We start from the raw sequence: 16,124 nt of genomic DNA, 5'->3' as shown, positions 1-16,124 counted from the left end.
CGGCGTCCGCGAAGAGGTGTCAGGAGGCGCTTCGCGCGGGGCTGTCCGCATGGGCGGGGGCCGGGCAATGCGCATCGCCCGCCTCGAAGTGGTCGGCGTGGTAGAGGCCCTGGGTCAATAGGCGGCGTACGTGCTCGTCGGCGGCCGTGTAATAGACGAACGTGCCCTCCCGGCGGCCCTTGACGAGGCCGGCCAGGCGGAGTTTGGCCAGGTGCTGGCTGACCGTGGAGGGAGCCGCGTTCGCGAGCTCGGCCAGGCAGGCGACGGACGACTCGCCCTGCAGGAGTGCCCACAAGATCTTGATGCGGGTGGGATCGGACAGGAGCCGGAACGACTCGGCCGCCAGGTGCACCTGCTCCTCGTCCGGCATCGCGAAGTCCGACAGCGATGTGTGCATGCGTCCAAGCCTACTCCGCGGGCTGCTTGATTACGTATGTGCGTGAGTACGCATATACGATGCCAGCGTGACAGTAGAACCGAGAGCCTCCGATGCCCGCGCCCTCCGCCTCCCTGCGCGGGAGCGGGCCGCCATTCCGTCGCGATCGCGGATGTGGTCGATATCGGAGGTGCGCTGGGCGACGGCCGCGACGGCGCTGTTCGCCGCCGGAGGCGTATGCCAACTGGCCGGTACGCCCGCCTGGCTGTGGTGGGGCCTGTATCTGGCCTGCTACGCCGCCGGAGGATGGGAGCCCGGCCTGTCCGGGCTGCGGGCGTTGCGTGAGCGCACTCTGGACGTGGATCTGCTGATGGTGGTCGCGGCGATCGGCGCGGCGGCGATGGGGCAGGCCTTCGACGGCGCACTGTTGATCGTCATCTTCGCCACCTCTGGAGCGTTGGAAGCGCTGGCCACCAAGCGCACCGAGGACTCCGTGCGAGGCCTGCTGAATCTGGCTCCCGATCAGGCCACCCGACTGCACGCGAACGGGGCGGAGGAACGGGTGGAGGCCGCCACGCTACAGGTCGGCGACGTGGTCCTGGTGCGGCCAGGGGAACGGATCGGTGCGGACGGCGAGGTGCTGTCCGGAGCCAGCGAGGTCGATCAGGCCGGCATCACCGGCGAGAGCCTGCCGGTCGACAAGCTCGCCGGCGACGAGGTGTTCGCCGGCACGCTGAACGGCACCGGCGCCCTGCGGATACGGGTGACGCGTCCGGCCGAGGAGACGGTGATCGCCCGCATCGTGGCCATGGTCGAGCAGGCCGGCGCCACCAAGGCACGCACGCAGCTGTTCATCGAGAAGGTCGAGCAGCGCTACTCCGTCGGCATGGTCGCGGCGACCATCGCGGTGTTCGCGCTGCCGCTGCTGTGGGGGGCCGCCGTGGAGGAAAGCCTGCTGCGCGCGATGACCTTCATGATCGTCGCCTCCCCGTGCGCGGTGGTGCTGGCCACCATGCCGCCGTTGCTCGCCGCCATCGCCACCGCAGGACGGCACGGCGTGCTCGTCAAGTCGGCCGTCGTGCTGGAGCAGCTCGGGGGCGTCACCCGGGTCGCTTTCGACAAGACCGGCACGCTCACCGAAGGCCGGCCGCAGCTGACCGGCGTGTACGCACTGCCCGGCGCCGACCTCACCGAGGACCGGTTGCTCGCGCTGGCCGCTGGGGCCGAGCAGTCCTCCGAGCACCCGCTGGGCCGAGCCGTGGTCACCGCCGCCCGCGAGGCCGGACTGGAGGTCGCGCCAGGACAGGACTTCGTCTCCGAACCGGGACGCGGCGTGCGAGCACGCGTGCAGGGCCGCCTCGTCGAGGTCGTCGGCCCGGCGCGACTGCTCGACGGCGGCGGTGGTTCCATACGCGAGGTGGTCGCCGGGCTCCAGGACGGCGGGCACACGGCCGTCCTGGTCCGCGTGGACGGTGTCCTGGCCGGAGTACTGGCCCTGGCCGGCCGGATGCGGCCCGGCGCCGCCGAGGCCGTGACCCGTCTGACGGCGCTCACCGGGACGGCTCCTGTGCTGCTGACCGGCGACAACGCACGAGCAGCCGCTCACCTGGCCGCGCAGGCCGGCATCGATGACGTGCGAGCCGACCTGCTGCCGGCCGACAAGGTGACGGCGGTGCGCGAGTTGCAGGGCGCGGGCGCGCGAGTGGCGGTGGTGGGCGACGGGGTCAACGACGCGCCCGCACTGGCCGGCGCGCATGTCGGCATCGCGATGGGCCGCGCCGGATCCGACCTGGCTCTGGACACCGCCGACGCGATCATCACCCGCGACGATCTGACCGCCGTCCCCGCGGTCATCGCCCTCGCGCGCCGGGCGCGCCGGGTCGTCGTGGCCAACCTGGTCATCGCCGGCGGCTTCATCGCCGTGCTCGTGGCCTGGGACCTCTTCGGTGACCTTCCCCTGCCCTTGGGGGTGGCCGGGCACGAGGGATCCACCGTCATCGTCGGACTCAACGGGCTGCGCCTGCTCCGCAGCGCCGCCTGGCGACGCGCCATGGGCGTCGGGGGGCGGCCTGTGCCGCCAGGAAGAGGGCGATGAGGGCGAGCACGACGGTGGCACCGGACGCCAGGCGCCAGCCGTACGCGTCGGAGGCCTGGTAGCTGATCTCCAGGCCCGCCCAGGAGGCGGCGCCCGCCACGGCGCAGGCGAGCGGGACGATCAGCCGCAGACGATGGCCGAGCAGCCGGGCGGTGGCGGCGGGAACGATGAGCAGGGCGATCATCAGCAGCGTGCCGATCGCCCTGGCACCGGCCACGACGACCAGCGCGACGAGCACGTTGAGCAGCAGGTCCAGCCGCCGCGTGCGGTACCCCTGCGCACCCGCCGTCACCGGGTCGAACCGGGTCGATCTCGCCGCCGCGCTGGTCGGCTCGCCGCTCACCGCGACCCCCTCCGACATCGCGGTCTTCGCCGCCATAGGACTGGCGGACGTGATCACCGTGACCGTACTGGCCAAGGAACTCACGTTCGCCGCGTTTGATTCGGTGGGCCTGCGGGCGCTCGGCTATCCGGCAAGGTGGCTCGACGCCCTCGTCCTCCTCCTGCTGGGCGCGGTCGTCGTGGCCGTAGTCCCGGCGGTGGGCTCCATGCTCCCCCTGGCTCTGCTTGCGGGACCGGCCGGAGCCGCGCTCCTCTGGGCCCGCCGGCTGGTGCCCGCGGTGGTGCTCGCCGCTCTCCTCGGCCAGGCCGCCGGAGCCGGCGGCCTGGCGCTTTCCATGACCTACCGCATCGCCACCAGTGCCACCGTCGCCCTGATCTGCGGCCTGATCTTCCTGGTCGCGTTCACGACGACCCGCAGCACATCTGTCCGTTTGCGGCTGACCTGAAGCGACTTCGATGCAGCGGACGCGCGGCGAGTGCGGTGAATTGGAGACGCGGAACGCCTGGAGGCGCCACTATTCGTACGGCTCGGCGGGAGAGGAGATCCGCTATTCGTACGGCTCGGCGGGAGAGGAGATCCGCTGGACGTCGGAAGCGGTCATCTCTGGCACGTACGTGTCCGGTGGCGGGCCCTCGCGGGGGACCCAGGTGCCGGTGACCCGTACCCAGGTGTCGGCCGCCGGGGCGGGCGCTCCTCTGACGACGACCTTCATGGTCATTGCGTCGGCGGCGCAGCAGCCGATCCGCATGCGCGCGAGGTACCACTCGCCCTTCCGGGCGGACGGCAGGACGAACCCCGACAGGCGGACCGTCTTGCCGGCGAGCGACCTCGGGCGGTACCAGGCACGGTCGGCGAACTCGCCCATGGTCAGGACGTTCACACGGTCGCTCTTGAGCGGCCTGACCGGCTCCGGGTCCACGACGGCCGGTGGAGGCGGCGGAGGAGCCTGCTCGGCCCTCTGGGCGGCGTACGAGCCGAGGGAGGGTGGAGAGATCAGCAGGAGCACGGCGACCGGAGCCGCCAGCAGCCATGCCACCCTGCCGCCCTCTCCGTGTTCGTGGCCGGGCGAGCGGTCCTGCGGGGGAGCGGCGGGCTCACGCCCGGTCAACCGCGCCAGGTGGACGTCCTCGGCGATGCGGGCGTTCGCGAGAAGCGCCTGGCGACCGGCGAGGACACTCCTGCGACGCTCCTCGACCAGCGTGGCCACCGCCACGACGACCAGCACAGCGCCCGCCGCGATCAGGAAGGGCCGGAAACCCGGCTTGACGTAGTTCAGGTACATCGTGGAGAACGCGGAGACGGTCAGCAGCACCGCGCCGAGGATCAGCAGGAGAGCTCCCTGCGTCTGGCGGCTCACAGCAGGGCCCAGCCGGTGAGGAAGCTGACGCCGATCGCGAGGGTCAGCGTGAGCGGGACGAACCGCCAGGTGAAGGCGCGGCCGAAGGTGCCCGCCTGGAGCGCGATGAGCTTCAGATCGACCATGGGCCCGACCACCAGGAACGCCAGCTTGGCCGTCGGGGAGAACGCCGTGAGCGAGGCGGCCACGAACGCGTCGGCCTCCGAGCAGATCGACAGCAGGACCGCCAGCAGGGCCAGCACCAGCACGGAGACGACCGGTACCCCGGCCACGGCCGCCAGCCACGAGCGGGGGATCACCACGTTCAGCGTCGCCGCGGCCAGGGCGCCGACCACGAGGAATCCGCCGGCGTGCGTCAGGTCGTGCAGCATCGCGTCCAGGAAGGTGTTCAGCCTGCCCTGTCCGGTGCCGGCCGGGCGGCGCGGCGCCGGCGCCCACGCGCGGCGTCCGAACCGCGCCCAGATCCACCCGGCCAGCACCGCCACCGTCAGGGAGGCGGCGAACCGCGCGGCCACCATCGAGGGCTGGTCAGGGAAGGCAACCGCAGTGGACACGAGCACCACCGGGTTGATCGCCGGCGAGGCCAGCAGGAACGCCAGCGCCGCGGGCGGCGCCACGCCCCTGGCCATCAGCCCGGAGGCCACCGGTACGGACGCGCACTCGCAGCCGGGCAGCACCGCCCCGGCCATGCCGGCCACGGGCACCGCCGCGTAAGGACGCCGTGGCAGCGCCCTGGTCCAGAACGAGGCAGGGACGAACGCGGTGATGGCCGCCGACAGCGCGACCCCGAAGACCAGGAACGGCAGCGCCTGCACGCACACCGCCACGAACACCGTCGCCCAGGTCTGCAACGCCGGAGCCGTCAGGTACGGCGCCAGCACGAACCGGCCCACCACCAGCAGGGCCACCAGAACGACGAACGCCCACGGCAACCGGATCCCGACGGAGTCCTTCGCGGAAGGCGATGGGAGGTGGCTCTCCTGGTCTGGTGGATCTGTCGTGCTCGGCTGCGTCATCGCCCTCCTCACTCCGGTGGGGACCCGCCCCTCGGGTGAGCAGAGTAACGGTTGATATCGCAGCGATAGACCGCCTTCATCGGGATTCGGTCGTTTCTGGATGGCCCGTTGTGGTGGAGCATCGTGCTACCGCCCGCGGCCCGAGTCGGATTCAGCGCCGCTCGCAGGTCGCGCAGACTCCGTAGACCGCTTCGGCCCGGAAACCGTGGACGCGCTGCGCCGCCACGGGCAGCCGGTGGGCGGCGAGGACATTGAGCACGAGCAGTCAGCGCCGCCAGCCAGGGGCCGGCGTCCCGCACGGAGACCGCCCCGGCCACGGCGTCCCACGCCAGCATGCGTTCGTGCCGGTTGGCCAGCCAGAACCGGCCACGGGAGCGGACCGTGGTGGTGACGAGCTGGTCCATGACGTCGAACAGCCGGCCGGGGTGGAGCGGGCGCAGCCGGTGCCAGACGACCGTGGTGACCTCGCCAGTCTGCCCGTCGGCGGGGAACTGGGCGGTGGCCGGGTCGACGCGTTCGGCGAGTTCGCGGACGTCCAGCGTGGGGCCCGTGGGGTCGGGGACGGTGACGATCGGCGTGTAAGGGGCCAGCCGGTCGCCCCGGCAGATGTCCACGGGCAGGTGCCCGGCGTCCAGCGCCGTGTGCACGCTGGCCAGGCGGAGATGGCCGGCACGGGCCAGCGCCTCGGCCGCTGGACGCGGCTCGACCGAGTCCCAGAGGTCGATGATCAGCAGCGGCGCGCCGGCGGACGCGCGGGCCGCCCGTTCGACCTGGCCCGCGGTGATGCCGTGACTGACGGCGACGGCACCTGGATGGCGGCGCAGCAGCCGATCGACCGCCTCAGCTCGGGCGCAGCCGTACAGGCCCCCGACGAGGGCGACGGGAATGGGCACGGTGCCTCCAACGGGTTCAAGTGCTGGTGCGCGAGGCGTAGGGGAGCAGGGCCATCTCGCGGGCGTTCTTGACGGCCTTGGCGATCAGCCGCTGCTGCTGGACGGTGACGCCCGTGACCCGGCGGCTGCGGATCTTGCCTCGGTCGGAGATGAATTTGCGCAGCAGAGTGGTGTCCTTGTAGTCGATGCGGTCGACGTGCAGGAGCGGGTTGGGCTTCTTGCGCGGGGTGCGGCGGGGTTTCATGCGGTCTCCTTGATCACGCGGTCTCTTTGACGAGGATGGGGGCGAACGGGTCGTCGAAGCGGGCCCAGGCGTCCTGCCCCGCGCGTTCCTCCTCCTCGGTGAGCAGGCAGGAGCCGAGGAGGGCGCGCAGGCGGGCGGCGTCGAGGTCGGGACCGGTGAAAACCAGGTGCTGGACGCGGTCGCCGCAGCCGGGCGCCCAGTCGAGCGTGGCGGCCGTGCGGCGGGCGGGGGAGACCAGGTCCCAGGCGGCGCCGGGGAGCGCGGCCAGCCAGGGGCCGGCGTCCTCGACCGAGACGATGCCGGCGACGGCGTCCCAGGCGAGCAGCTGGCCGGGGCGGTTGGCCAGCCAGAAGCGGCCGCGTGAGCGTACGGACTCGGTGACCAGCTCGTCCACGGCGTCGAACAGGCGGGCGGGGTGCAGCGGGCGGCGGCTGCGCCAGACGGCGGTGACGATCTCGTCGGTCTGGGTGTCACCGGGCAGCTGGGCGGTGGCCGGGTCCAGGCGGTCGGCCAGCTCGCCGGAGCAGATCCGGGCGCCGGTGACCGGCGGCAGGGCGCCGATCGGGTGGACCGGGGTGAAGGGGGCGAGGTGGGTGAGCACCGTGCGGGACAGCTCGTGGTCTTCCTCGTCGCCGCCGTGCAGCACCAGGGCGGTCGGGTACTCGATCTGCCGGGCCAGGACCTCGGCCAGGTAGCGCCGGTCGCCGGCGGCGGCGGGCTTGCCGACCTCGCTGAGCGGTTCGCCGCGGGTGATGTCGTCGGGCATGGCCGCGGCGTCGAGCGCGGTGACCACGGCCGTGAGACGCAGGATCTCCTGGGCCTCGTCGCAGTCGACGGCCTCGGCCACCGAGCGGGGTTCCACGGAGTCCCAGAGGTCGGCGATCAGCAGCTCGGAGCCGGGCGCGAGCCTGACGAGCTGGGGCAGCAGGTCCTCGCGCACGGTGCAGGTGACGCAGCCGTGCGCGAGCCGCACCTCGGCGGTACCGATCACGCCCGTGCTGTCCCGGATGCTGCGCCGGACGAGCCCCTCGGCGATGTCACGCAGGTCGTGGTGGACGGCGACCGCTCCAGGATGCGTCGCCAGCAGCCGCTCGGTCGTGGCCGTACGGGCCGTGCCGTGCAGGCCTGCGACGAGGACGACGGGGGTCGGCATGGAGCCTCCAGTTGCAAAAATGAAAACCGTTGTCGTTATCATGGCACGAGTTCGCCCATGGGAAGGAACCGTTTTGGCCAGAAATGAGGTGCGCCCCGTGATCAAACTCCGATCCACGGCCGGCACCGGCTACACCTACGTGACCAGGAAGAGCCGCAGGAACACCCCTGACAGGCTCACCCTCCGCAAGTACGACCCGACCATTCGCCAGCACGTCCTCTTCCGGGAGGAACGATGAAGAAGGGCATCCATCCGGAGTACCGGCCGGTCGTCTTCCGCGACCCCGGCGCGGACTTCGCGTTCCTCACCCGGTCCACGATCATCAGCGACAAGACGATCGAGTGGGCCGACGGCAACACCTACCCGGTGGTGGACGTCGACGTGTCCTCGGCGAGCCACCCCTTCTACACCGGCCGCAGCCGCGTCCTCGACACCGCCGGGCGCGTCGAGCGGTTCAGGCAGCGCTACGGGAGGGCCTGATGTCCGCGCGCTGCCAGCTCACCGGCGTGCAGCCGGTCTTCGGCAACAACGTCTCCCACTCCCACCGCCGCACCCGGCGCCGCTGGAACCCCAACATCCAGCAGCGCCGCTACTGGCTGCCCAGCGAGGGCCGCTACGTCCGGCTCACGGTCAGCGCCCGCGCGATCAAGACCATCGACAAGATCGGCGTCGAGGCGGCCGTCGCGCGGATCCGTGCCAGGGGGGAGAAGGTCTGATGGCCAAGAAGAGCAAGATCGCGGCGAACGAGCGGCGCAAGGCCGTCGTCCTGCGCTACGCGGAACGGCGCGCGCGGCTGAAGGAGGTCGTCCGCACCGGCACGCCGCAGGAGCGGGAGGCCGCCGTACGCGAGCTGTCCCGGCAGCCGCGCGACGCCAGCGCCACCCGCGTGCGCAACCGCGACTCCGTCGACGGCCGCCCCCGCGGGCACCTGACCAAGTTCGGGCTCTCCCGGGTGCGGTTCCGGGAGATGGCCCACCGTGGCGAGCTGCCCGGTATCACGAAGGCGAGCTGGTAGCCGTGGCCGTCCCCAAGCGCAGGACCTCGCGCAGCCACACCCGGCACCGTCGCAGCCAGTGGAAGGCCGCGGCGCCCGACCTCGTCCCGATCACCGTGGACGGGCGGAAGCTGCTCGTGCCCCGGCGCCTCGTCCGCGCCTACCAGCGGGGCTTGATCACCGTCCATTGAGATGACTCGGCCACCGGGCCATCCGCCGTGCATCAGCAAGCCGGGCGCGGTGGCACGGCTGGATACCCGGTGGCCGCCACTGAGCCGGATCGGCGGGCGCGGGTGCCCGTCCGATGAGCGAGGCGGCGTCCAGGTCGTCCAGGTGGCGTCCACCTCTTCTTGCGGCCCGGTCGCCCGCGCAGCCGGTATCGCCGAGGCACCCGGCGGCGGCGCTGTCGAAGGCTGGAAGGCCAGGCGCACACCGGAGTGCTGCTCGAGAGCGCCGCGAATGGCGTCGCTGGCCATGCAGCGCAGGAGTTGTCCGCGGGCCCCTTCTGATGGCGGGGGGACCTCGTTGTCGGCGAACGCGCCTCGGGTCTGCTCGCGCTGCCGTACGAGCTCGCTGATTAGCGACCAGGCGTAGGGGAGGGAGTCGCGGACGCAGGCGACGAAGGCCGTGTCGTCGATGTCTCCGGCCTTGGCCTGGTCGAGCAGGCCGTGGGGGACCGTGAGCGACATGCTGTCTCCTCTCCCCCGCAGACAGGCGGTGACCACCAGGACGACGGGCCCGCGCCGGCAAGGCTCCGGTCGCTGCGGCACCGCACCACAGAACGTGACGCGTCCGCTCGCCACCGGAAAGTCCGCACCGGCGTCGGTGCTGGTGTCCTTGGCCGACAGCGGCTCGCCGAACCGATGAGCGCGGTGACCGGCACGCGGTCATTCGGGTGAACCTGAACTGTGGCTCACGCTGGACTTCACAGGCGATGTACGGGCAAGCCGCCAACTGCTGGCCTTCTCGCGTTCGGCCCACAGCCTGGCGTAACGCTCGTTCAAGGCGAGAAGCTCCTCATGCCGGCCGCGTTCGACCACCCGGCCGCCGTCCACCACAGCGATCTGGTCAGCCGAGCGGATCGTGCTCAGCCGGTGGGCGACGACGATGACCGTGCGGTTGCGGACGAGCTCCGCGAACGCCTGCTGGACAGCCCGTTCGTTGATGGGGTCCAGCGCGGAGGTGGCCTCGTCGAGCAGCACGATGGGAGCGTCCTTGAGGATGGCCCGGGCGATGGAGATGCGTTGGCGCTCGCCACCGGACAGGGTCGCGCCGCCCTCGCCCATCGGCGTGTCGTAGCCCTGCGGCAGTGCGGTGATGAAGTCGTGCGCCTGGGCCTGCCTGGCGGCGGCCTCGATGCTCTCCTCGGCGGCCCCCTCGCGGCCGAAGGCGATGTTCTCCCGGATCGTGCCCTGGAACAGGTAGACGTCCTGGAACACCACGGTGAGCGCGTCGAAGAGCTGCTCAGGCGTGAGATCGCGGACGTCGGCGTCGCCAAGGCGGACCGAGCCGGTGTTGACGTCCCAGAACCGCGCGACCAGCGAAAGGATCGTGCTCTTGCCCGCTCCCGAGGGGCCGACGAGCGCGGTCATGGTCTTCGGCGGGACGTCCAAAGACAGGCCCTTGATGACGGGCTGGCCAGGGTCGTAGCCGAACGTGACGTCGTCCAGTCGCACCGACGGCGCGCCGATGGTGGTCTTCTCAACGGTGGGTGCCGGTTGGGTGGGAAGGTCGTGGATCGCACCGATCCGGCGCAGGGCGGCCTCGGCAAGCCGTGACTCCTCGCCGCTCGCCGCCACCTGGAGCAGCGGGGTGTAGATGCGCAGGACCAGGACAAGGAAGATCAAAACCGCTCCGGCGTCCAGCCGCCCGCCAGCATACCAGTAGCCGAGTGCGGCGATCGTCAGCGGTATGCCGAGCTGGACGATCCCCATGGTGGCCAGTCCGGCGGGGACGAGCCTGACGGCCAGCCTGTCGTTGATGTCGCGAATGTCCCGCAGGGCGCCGTGGAACCACTCCAGCCTGGCCCCGGCCCGGTCGAAGGAGCGGACGACCGCGATTCCCCGGACGTACTCGATCATCCGGCCGTTCGCTGCGGCGAGCAGCTCGCCTCTTTCGACCGCTCTGCGTGCGAAGTAGCGCGAGGTCCACCGGTACAGCGGCAGCGCGGCGACGACGCTGACCGCCACGGCGAAGGCCATCGGCACGTCCACGTTGAGCAGGCCGGCGAAGATGAACACCGGCAGTGAGGTAGCGCTGAACCAGAGCGGGAGCCCATGGTGCGCATAGGTGGAGACCGCCTCCATGTCACTGGTGAGCATGGTCGACACGTCACCTGCGCCGCGTTCGCGCACTGTGCCCAGGGGGAGCCGCTGGATGTGTTTGAGTGTGCTGGTCCGGGCCTCGCCGATTCCGTAGAACGTCGCGGTCCATGCCAGACGGTTGCTGAGATAGCCGAAGCCATACTGCCCGGCAGCCCCGGCGAGCACGAGGCCGATCGCCAGGCCGACCCGCTCCCCGGTCAGCGTTTCCGTACGGATGTGATCGATCACCCAGACCAGCGTCACCACCGGGACGGCAGCCGCGAGCGACATCAGGATCTGAGCGATCAGTGAGAAGACGAAGGCCTGGCGGTGCGGGCCGAACAACCGCCAGAGGGTCCGCACCGTGCCCGTGTAGTACGTCGTCATGTCGGCTCCATAGTGCTGGTCGGATCAGCCTTGTGGACCGCTTCGCCGAGGGCGATCCGTTCGGTGGATTGGAAGGCGCGCCACATGTCGGCGTAGAGGCCGTCCGCGGAGATGAGATCCTCGTGGCGGCCGCGCTCGGTGATGCGACCGTCGTCGACGACAAGGATCTGATCGGCGCCCGCGATCGTCGACAGCCGGTGCGCGATGATGATCACTGTCCGGTCGGTGACCAGCGTGTCGATCGCCGCCTGCAGGGCCACCTCGTTCTCCGGGTCGACGAACGCGGTGGCCTCGTCGAGAACCACGATCTCGGTGCCCTTGAGCAGGGTGCGGGCGATCGCGAGGCGCTGGAGCTCGCCCCCGGACAGACGGCTTCCGTGCTGACCGATCCTGCTCCGGTAGCCGTCCGGCAGGGCGGTGACGAACTCATGTGCACGGGCGGCGCGGCAGGCCGCCTCCAGCTCGGCGTCCGTGGCATCGGGTCTGGCGAGCCTGAGATTGGCCTCGACGGTGTCGTCGAACAGGAACGTCTCCTGGAAGACGAACGACACGTGCCGCATGAGCTGTGAGAACGGGATCTCCTTGACGTCGGTCCCGCCGACCAGGACCGCACCCTCCCGCGCGTCGAAGAACCGGCAGATCAGGCGGGCCACCGTGCTCTTCCCGGCGCCGGACGGGCCGACCAGCGCCGTGATGGTGCGTGGTGCCGCGTGGAAGGTCACGCCGGTCAGGGCGTCGCGGTCAGCCCCGCCGTAGCCGAAGGTCACGTCGCGGAACTCCACCGAGGCGTCGCGAAATTCCGCGTCGTGGTCGGCCTCGGGCAGCTCTCCAGCGTCCTTCAGCTCGTTGATGAGCTGCGCGCCGTACGACAGAACGGTGAGCTGCGCCGCGAAGTCCTGCAGCTTGACCACCGATCCGCCGTACCCGAGTCCGATGACGAAGAAGAACAGCAGCTCGGTTGCGCCGATGGCGTCGTTCGCCCACAGCAGGAGGCCCACGGGCACGATCGTGATCGCCGTGGCCGACGTCAGCGTGAAGAACGCCGTATAGAGGGGAAGGAACGCCTTCCCCCAGTCGGCCTGGTATTTCGCGGCGCCGTGGATCGCGTCCTGGGTCTCGGCGAACGTGGCGTCCGTCCGGTTGAACATCCGCACTATCGGCAGCCCGCGCACCATCTCGACGATGGAGCCGTTCATCCGCCCCATGGCGGCCATGTAGCCGCCCATCTTGCCCTGGGAAGCCCGCATTCCGTGGTTCATCAGCGCGAAGGCAACGACGAGGCCGGCGACGGCGGCCAGTGCCATCCGCCAGTCGACGACGAGCATCCAGATCGTGGAGGCGACCACCACGACCACCGCGGCGACCACGTCGGGGATCGCGTGGGCGAGGAACAGCTCCAGCCTTTCGACATCGTCCGACAGGGTGCGCTGGATCTCCCCCGACCGCTTCGACATGACCTTGCCCAGCGGGACCCGGCCGAGCCGTTCCCCGATCCGCAGCCGCAGGCGGTACAGCGTCCCGAACGCCGCCCGGTGGGAGATCAGCATGGCGAGTCCCATGAGGACGTACTGGCCGACCACAAGCGCCAGGGCGGCCCAGGCAAGGCCGAACAGGTAATCCCCGCCGGCGCTCCCGTCGAGGAGAGCGCTGATGGCGAGGTAGATGACGTAGAAGGGCCCGAGCTGGCACAGCGTGCCCAGCGTGGAGAGAAGCGCCGCCAGGGCGTACCGGCCGGCGTCGTCCCGGGCGAACGGCAGCAGCAGCGCGACCCGAGACGCGACGGTGCTCTCCGATGCCGCCCGCGGTGGAGCGTCGGCCTGGGGCGAAGCCTGTTCGACGGTTTCCGTGCTCATGCCTTCGTTGCTCCTTCCGTACGGGCCCGCAGGTGTGGGGCGACGCTGCGGAGCTTCTCGCAGGTCTCCTCCCACTCACGCTCAGGCGTGGACTGGCCCATGATTCCGGCACCGGCCCGCAGCCAGTTGCGGCCATCACGCTGGAAGACCGTGCGCAGGGTCAGGGCGGCGTCCAGGGCGCCGTCGGCGTCGGTCATGAAGACCGCACCGCCGTACAGCCCCCGCGGCGCGCTCTCGCGGTCGCGGATCACGTCCAGGGCCGCGGCCTTGGGCACACCCGTGGCCGTCACGGCCGGGAAGAGCGCGGCGAAGGCCGACCACGGGGGTACCCCGTCCCGCAGCTTCCCGGAAACTCGCGAGGCGATGTGCTGGACAGCGCCGCGCTTCCGGATCTCCATGAACTCGCCGATGGACACGGTCCCGCCGTCGCAGACTTCGGTGAGTTCCTCGAAGGCGAGCCGGACAGAGATGACATGCTCGATCACCTCCTTCGGATCGTTCAGCAACTGCTCGCGGAGCCGGGTGTTCTCGCCGGGGTCCTGGCCGAGCGCCCTGGTCCCGGCCAGGGGCTGGGTGCTGATCCGCCGGTCGGGGCCGATCTCGACGACGGTCTCCGGGCTGAATCCGGCGGCCCGCCATCCGCCCATGTCGAACAGGAATGACCGGGCCGGAGTCGCTGCCGCGCGGCCTGCGAGATAGGTGGCGAACAGGTCCAGGCCGTCCGGGAGGTGCAGAACCCGGGACAGCACCGCCTTGTTGAGCCGGCCCGCCTTGATGTCCTCGACGGTTCGGGCGACCGCCCTGCGGTACGGCTGCGCGCCCGCGTCCAGCGAGACAGGCAGCGGACGGACGGCCGGTGCGGCCTCCGCCCGGGAGAGAAGCTGCGCCGCGCGGCGCAGGTCCGCCTCGGAGGCGGCGCGGATCCGGGCTCCGCCCCGTGTGAGCTCCGCCTCGACCCGCGGGAGGAAGAGGTGGAACAACGGGCCGGGGCCCGGGGCCTTCCCCCGAAGGAGATGCGCGAGCTCGAAGGAGGCCCATCCGTAGCCGCGCCAGCCCGCGTCCGGCAGGGCCGCGAGCAGTTCGGTGACCCGCTCCAGGGGTTTGCCCGCGGTGGGGGTCTCGCGTCCGTGTCCGCCGCTCCACGCCCGGACCCGTTCGGCGTCGACCGTCACCGAGCCGGCCAGACCGGTCGCGAAGTGCCACGTACCCCGGCGTTCGTACACGGCGTACTGGTCGCCGATCCCCGACTGGGCCAGCCGTACCGCGGCCGAGGCGGGGTCCTCCGGCAACTCCACGTGCGCCTCGTGAGCCGGCCGCGGGATGGCGGCTGCCCAACCGGCGGTCATGACCGGGCTTTCGCGACAGGGGACGCGACCATGGCGGCCAGCGCCCGCTTGTCGGTCTTGCCGACCCTGGTCACCGGAAAGGCGTCGACGACCTCCAGCCGATCGGGGATCTTGTACGGCGCGACGCCACGCTCACGAAGGAACACCGCGACCTCGCTCCGCCCTATGGGTGCGCTGCCGGACGCGGCGATGACGAAGGCGCACGTGCGCTCACCGAGCAGGTCGTCCGGTACGGCGACCACCGCCGCGTCGGCCACCGCAGGATGGGCGAGAAGGTGTTCTTCGAGCTCGATGGCGGCGATCTTGTCTCCGCCCCGGTTGATCTGTTCCTTCGCCCGTCCCTCCACGACCAGATGGCCGGTCGGGGTCTTCCGGACCAGGTCGCCCGTGCGGTAGTAGCCGTCCTCGGTGAAGGAGACGGCGTTGTGCTCGGGCGCCCGGTAGTAGCCGCGCAGCGTGTACGGCCCCCGCGTGAGCAGGTGGCCGAGCTCTCCGGGAGAGACGTCGGCATCGTCCTCGTCGACGATGCGGATCTCGTCGCCGGGCGACAGCGGTCGCCCCTGGGTGTGCAGCACCACGTCCTCGGGCGCGTCCGGCTCGGTGAAGTTGAGCAGACCCTCCGCCATCCCGAAGACCTGCTGGAGCACGGGGCCGAACGCGCGCCGCACCAGCCTGGCGTGTTCGGGGAGCAGGCGGGCGCCCCCCACCTGCAGGAGCCGCAGGGAAGAGAGATCCGAGCCCGACCACTCGGTCGCCTCGGCCCACATCCGGGCGGTGGGCGGGACCAGCGCGGTGACCGTCACGCGTTCCCCTGCGATGACGTCGAAGATTTCGTCCGGCGCGACGGCGTTGGTGAGCACGGCAGTGGCACCGGCGTGCAGTGCCCCGAGCACACCCGGGCAGGCCAGTGCGAAGTTGTGGGAGACCGGTAAAGCCGCCAGGTACACGTCATCCGGACCCAGCCCACACAGTTCGGCGCTCGCCCGGACGTTGTAGAGGTAGTCGTCGTGGGTCCGGGGGATGAGCTTGGGGAGCCCTGTGGTCCCACCCGAGACCAGCATGACCGCCACGTCCGAGGAGGCTGCTCCGCCGTGGCCGTGTCCTGGTGCGGCGTCCAGATCGCTCAGGCCGATGAAGGGCCCGGGTTCGCCGTCGACGACGACGTGCCGCAGGCCGGGCACGTCGTCACGGACCTCCGCCGCGAGCTCCCGGTAGTCGAACCCGGCATGCTCGTCCGGGATCACATAGGCGACGGCCCCGGACTGCCGGCACAGGTGGACGATCTCGCTGCGCCGGTGCAGGGGGAGGGCGAGTACGGCGACCGCCCCGATGCGCTGGAGTGCGAAGAACACGGTCACGAACGTCGCGACGTTCGGAAGCTGGACGACGACCCGGTCGCCAGGCGACAGATCGAGCCCGGACAGGCCGGCGGCGAGCCTGCCCGCGGCGGCGTCCAGGTCGGCATAGGTGATCCGGCTCGCGGTGTCCACTACGGCCGGGTGGTCGGCTCGGTCCCGGGCGCGCCGTCTTAACAGCTCGTCGAAGGTCTCGCCACGCCAGTAACCGGCCTTGCGGTAGTGCTCGGCGAACTCGGGCGGCCAGGGGACGCAGCCTTCGAGCATGAGGTGTCCGCCTCTCAAAGCCCTTGCAACGGATGGAGCAATGAATATAGATATGGTAATCATTATCAGTCGGACATGCCCGAAATTTCTAGAGATCTAGCGTCGAGTCGCTGCCATTCGCACCGAACCTGATTGGGATCGA

General features: G+C 71.0%; 18 protein-coding genes and 1 pseudogene. 7 read left to right on the top strand and 12 right to left on the bottom strand.

The genetic code is table 11. The features are described from left to right. Positions 1 to 19: 19 nt before the first annotated feature. Positions 20 to 397: an ArsR/SmtB family transcription factor gene (locus tag E1295_RS10345; RefSeq protein WP_132630022.1), complete on the bottom strand. Its 378-nt coding sequence runs from the start codon at positions 395 to 397 to the stop codon at positions 20 to 22. Between the two features lie 151 nt (positions 398 to 548). Here E1295_RS10345 and E1295_RS10340 point away from each other — a divergent pair, with 151 nt between their 5' ends. After that, on the top strand, positions 549 to 2,471 hold the full coding sequence (locus tag E1295_RS10340; RefSeq protein ID WP_132630020.1) for a heavy metal translocating P-type ATPase: 1,923 nt from the start codon (positions 549 to 551) through the stop codon (positions 2,469 to 2,471). Here the strand turns inward: E1295_RS10340 and E1295_RS10335 are convergent. Beyond that, positions 2,383 to 2,850 (bottom strand): metal ABC transporter permease, encoded by a 468-nt coding sequence (locus tag E1295_RS10335; RefSeq protein WP_132630018.1) that lies wholly within the window; start codon positions 2,848 to 2,850, stop codon positions 2,383 to 2,385. The genes E1295_RS10340 and E1295_RS10335 overlap by 89 nt on opposite strands. On the opposite strand from E1295_RS10335, the gene E1295_RS10330 reads away from it, so the two are divergent. Continuing rightward, positions 2,735 to 3,259: a metal ABC transporter permease gene (locus E1295_RS10330; protein ID WP_132630016.1), complete on the top strand. Its 525-nt coding sequence runs from the start codon at positions 2,735 to 2,737 to the stop codon at positions 3,257 to 3,259. The two genes, E1295_RS10335 and E1295_RS10330, sit on opposite strands and share 116 nt — an antisense overlap. Positions 3,260 to 3,361: 102 nt before the next feature. Here the strand turns inward: E1295_RS10330 and E1295_RS10325 are convergent, their stop codons facing one another. From E1295_RS10325 to E1295_RS10305, 5 genes are read right to left on the bottom strand one after another with little or no spacing between them, the layout of a single operon-like run. After that, positions 3,362 to 4,171 carry a TIGR03943 family putative permease subunit gene (locus tag E1295_RS10325; protein ID WP_132630014.1) on the bottom strand — a complete coding sequence of 270 codons (810 nt, stop codon included), beginning with the start codon at positions 4,169 to 4,171 and terminating at the stop codon, positions 3,362 to 3,364. Next, complete coding sequence (locus E1295_RS10320; protein ID WP_132630012.1) at positions 4,168 to 5,187, bottom strand: permease; 1,020 nt, start codon at positions 5,185 to 5,187, stop codon at positions 4,168 to 4,170. Before E1295_RS10320 ends, E1295_RS10325 begins: the two co-directional genes overlap by 4 nt. Before the next feature lie 8 nt (positions 5,188 to 5,195). Continuing rightward, positions 5,196 to 6,080: a CobW C-terminal domain-containing protein gene (locus tag E1295_RS10315; protein ID WP_132630010.1), complete on the bottom strand. Its 885-nt coding sequence runs from the start codon at positions 6,078 to 6,080 to the stop codon at positions 5,196 to 5,198. A gap of 16 nt (positions 6,081 to 6,096) precedes the next feature. Further along, positions 6,097 to 6,324, bottom strand: a complete 228-nt coding sequence (gene rpsR, locus E1295_RS10310) for a 30S ribosomal protein S18 (protein ID WP_132630008.1) — start codon at positions 6,322 to 6,324, stop codon at positions 6,097 to 6,099. A gap of 13 nt (positions 6,325 to 6,337) precedes the next feature. Beyond that, positions 6,338 to 7,477 carry a CobW family GTP-binding protein gene (locus tag E1295_RS10305; RefSeq protein ID WP_132630006.1) on the bottom strand — a complete coding sequence of 380 codons (1,140 nt, stop codon included), beginning with the start codon at positions 7,475 to 7,477 and terminating at the stop codon, positions 6,338 to 6,340. 73 nt (positions 7,478 to 7,550) lie between these two features. On the opposite strand from E1295_RS10305, the gene rpmG reads away from it, so the two are divergent. Genes rpmG through rpmF form a run of 5 tightly spaced genes read left to right on the top strand, consistent with a single transcriptional unit; the run spans position 7,551 to position 8,662 of the window. Further along, complete coding sequence (gene rpmG / locus E1295_RS10300; protein WP_132630004.1) at positions 7,551 to 7,715, top strand: 50S ribosomal protein L33; 165 nt, start codon at positions 7,551 to 7,553, stop codon at positions 7,713 to 7,715. Continuing rightward, a complete protein-coding gene (locus E1295_RS10295) occupies positions 7,712 to 7,957 on the top strand; it encodes a type B 50S ribosomal protein L31 (RefSeq protein WP_132630002.1) in 246 nt (81 codons plus the stop codon). The genes rpmG and E1295_RS10295 overlap by 4 nt, the downstream gene beginning before the upstream one ends. After that, a complete protein-coding gene (gene rpmB, locus E1295_RS10290) occupies positions 7,957 to 8,193 on the top strand; it encodes a 50S ribosomal protein L28 (RefSeq protein WP_132630000.1) in 237 nt (78 codons plus the stop codon). The genes E1295_RS10295 and rpmB overlap by 1 nt, the downstream gene beginning before the upstream one ends. Beyond that, on the top strand, positions 8,193 to 8,492 hold the full coding sequence (gene rpsN / locus E1295_RS10285; protein ID WP_132629998.1) for a 30S ribosomal protein S14: 300 nt from the start codon (positions 8,193 to 8,195) through the stop codon (positions 8,490 to 8,492). The genes rpmB and rpsN overlap by 1 nt, the downstream gene beginning before the upstream one ends. Positions 8,493 to 8,494: 2 nt before the next feature. Then, positions 8,495 to 8,662, top strand: coding sequence for a 50S ribosomal protein L32 (gene rpmF, locus E1295_RS10280; protein ID WP_132629996.1), 168 nt, complete (start codon positions 8,495 to 8,497; stop codon positions 8,660 to 8,662). Positions 8,663 to 8,896: 234 nt separating this feature from the next. Here rpmF and E1295_RS50055 read toward each other — a convergent pair. The 5 genes and pseudogenes from E1295_RS50055 to E1295_RS10255 form a co-directional block, all read right to left on the bottom strand. After that, positions 8,897 to 9,160: pseudogene (locus E1295_RS50055) on the bottom strand (SCO5389 family protein); the annotation flags it as partial. A 198-nt stretch (positions 9,161 to 9,358) separates the two neighbouring features. Beyond that, positions 9,359 to 11,161, bottom strand: coding sequence for an ABC transporter ATP-binding protein (locus E1295_RS10270; protein ID WP_132629994.1), 1,803 nt, complete (start codon positions 11,159 to 11,161; stop codon positions 9,359 to 9,361). Further along, positions 11,158 to 13,014, bottom strand: coding sequence for an ABC transporter ATP-binding protein (locus E1295_RS10265; protein ID WP_132629992.1), 1,857 nt, complete (start codon positions 13,012 to 13,014; stop codon positions 11,158 to 11,160). The genes E1295_RS10270 and E1295_RS10265 overlap by 4 nt, the downstream gene beginning before the upstream one ends. Next, positions 13,011 to 14,360 carry a salicylate synthase gene (locus E1295_RS10260; RefSeq protein ID WP_132629990.1) on the bottom strand — a complete coding sequence of 450 codons (1,350 nt, stop codon included), beginning with the start codon at positions 14,358 to 14,360 and terminating at the stop codon, positions 13,011 to 13,013. The genes E1295_RS10265 and E1295_RS10260 overlap by 4 nt, the downstream gene beginning before the upstream one ends. After that, positions 14,357 to 15,982 (bottom strand): (2,3-dihydroxybenzoyl)adenylate synthase, encoded by a 1,626-nt coding sequence (locus E1295_RS10255; protein WP_132629988.1) that lies wholly within the window; start codon positions 15,980 to 15,982, stop codon positions 14,357 to 14,359. Before E1295_RS10255 ends, E1295_RS10260 begins: the two co-directional genes overlap by 4 nt. Between the last annotated feature and the right edge of the window lie 142 nt (positions 15,983 to 16,124).

Source organism: Nonomuraea mesophila (assembly GCF_004352805.1).
In the GTDB taxonomy this organism is placed as follows: Bacteria; Actinomycetota; Actinomycetes; order Streptosporangiales; family Streptosporangiaceae; genus Nonomuraea; species Nonomuraea longispora.
The sequence above is the reverse complement of the archived record's forward strand: the minus strand, read 5'-3'. Positions and strand labels throughout refer to the sequence as shown.

What these genes read in the sequence shown, in the direction of transcription:
- rpsN (WP_132629998.1), top strand. Translation starts at nt 8,193, where the DNA reads ATGGCCAAGAAGAGCAAGATCGCGGCGAACGAGCGGCGCAAGGCCGTC.
- E1295_RS10260 (WP_132629990.1), bottom strand. Translation starts at nt 14,360, where the DNA reads ATGACCGCCGGTTGGGCAGCCGCCATCCCGCGGCCGGCTCACGAGGCG.
- E1295_RS10265 (WP_132629992.1), bottom strand. Translation starts at nt 13,014, where the DNA reads ATGAGCACGGAAACCGTCGAACAGGCTTCGCCCCAGGCCGACGCTCCA.
- E1295_RS10305 (WP_132630006.1), bottom strand. Translation starts at nt 7,477, where the DNA reads ATGCCGACCCCCGTCGTCCTCGTCGCAGGCCTGCACGGCACGGCCCGT.
- E1295_RS10255 (WP_132629988.1), bottom strand. Translation starts at nt 15,982, where the DNA reads ATGCTCGAAGGCTGCGTCCCCTGGCCGCCCGAGTTCGCCGAGCACTAC.
- E1295_RS10340 (WP_132630020.1), top strand. Translation starts at nt 549, where the DNA reads ATGTGGTCGATATCGGAGGTGCGCTGGGCGACGGCCGCGACGGCGCTG.
- E1295_RS10335 (WP_132630018.1), bottom strand. Translation starts at nt 2,850, where the DNA reads ATGGCGGCGAAGACCGCGATGTCGGAGGGGGTCGCGGTGAGCGGCGAG.
- E1295_RS10295 (WP_132630002.1), top strand. Translation starts at nt 7,712, where the DNA reads ATGAAGAAGGGCATCCATCCGGAGTACCGGCCGGTCGTCTTCCGCGAC.
- rpsR (WP_132630008.1), bottom strand. Translation starts at nt 6,324, where the DNA reads ATGAAACCCCGCCGCACCCCGCGCAAGAAGCCCAACCCGCTCCTGCAC.
- E1295_RS10345 (WP_132630022.1), bottom strand. Translation starts at nt 397, where the DNA reads ATGCACACATCGCTGTCGGACTTCGCGATGCCGGACGAGGAGCAGGTG.
- E1295_RS10270 (WP_132629994.1), bottom strand. Translation starts at nt 11,161, where the DNA reads ATGACGACGTACTACACGGGCACGGTGCGGACCCTCTGGCGGTTGTTC.
- E1295_RS10320 (WP_132630012.1), bottom strand. Translation starts at nt 5,187, where the DNA reads ATGACGCAGCCGAGCACGACAGATCCACCAGACCAGGAGAGCCACCTC.
- rpmB (WP_132630000.1), top strand. Translation starts at nt 7,957, where the DNA reads ATGTCCGCGCGCTGCCAGCTCACCGGCGTGCAGCCGGTCTTCGGCAAC.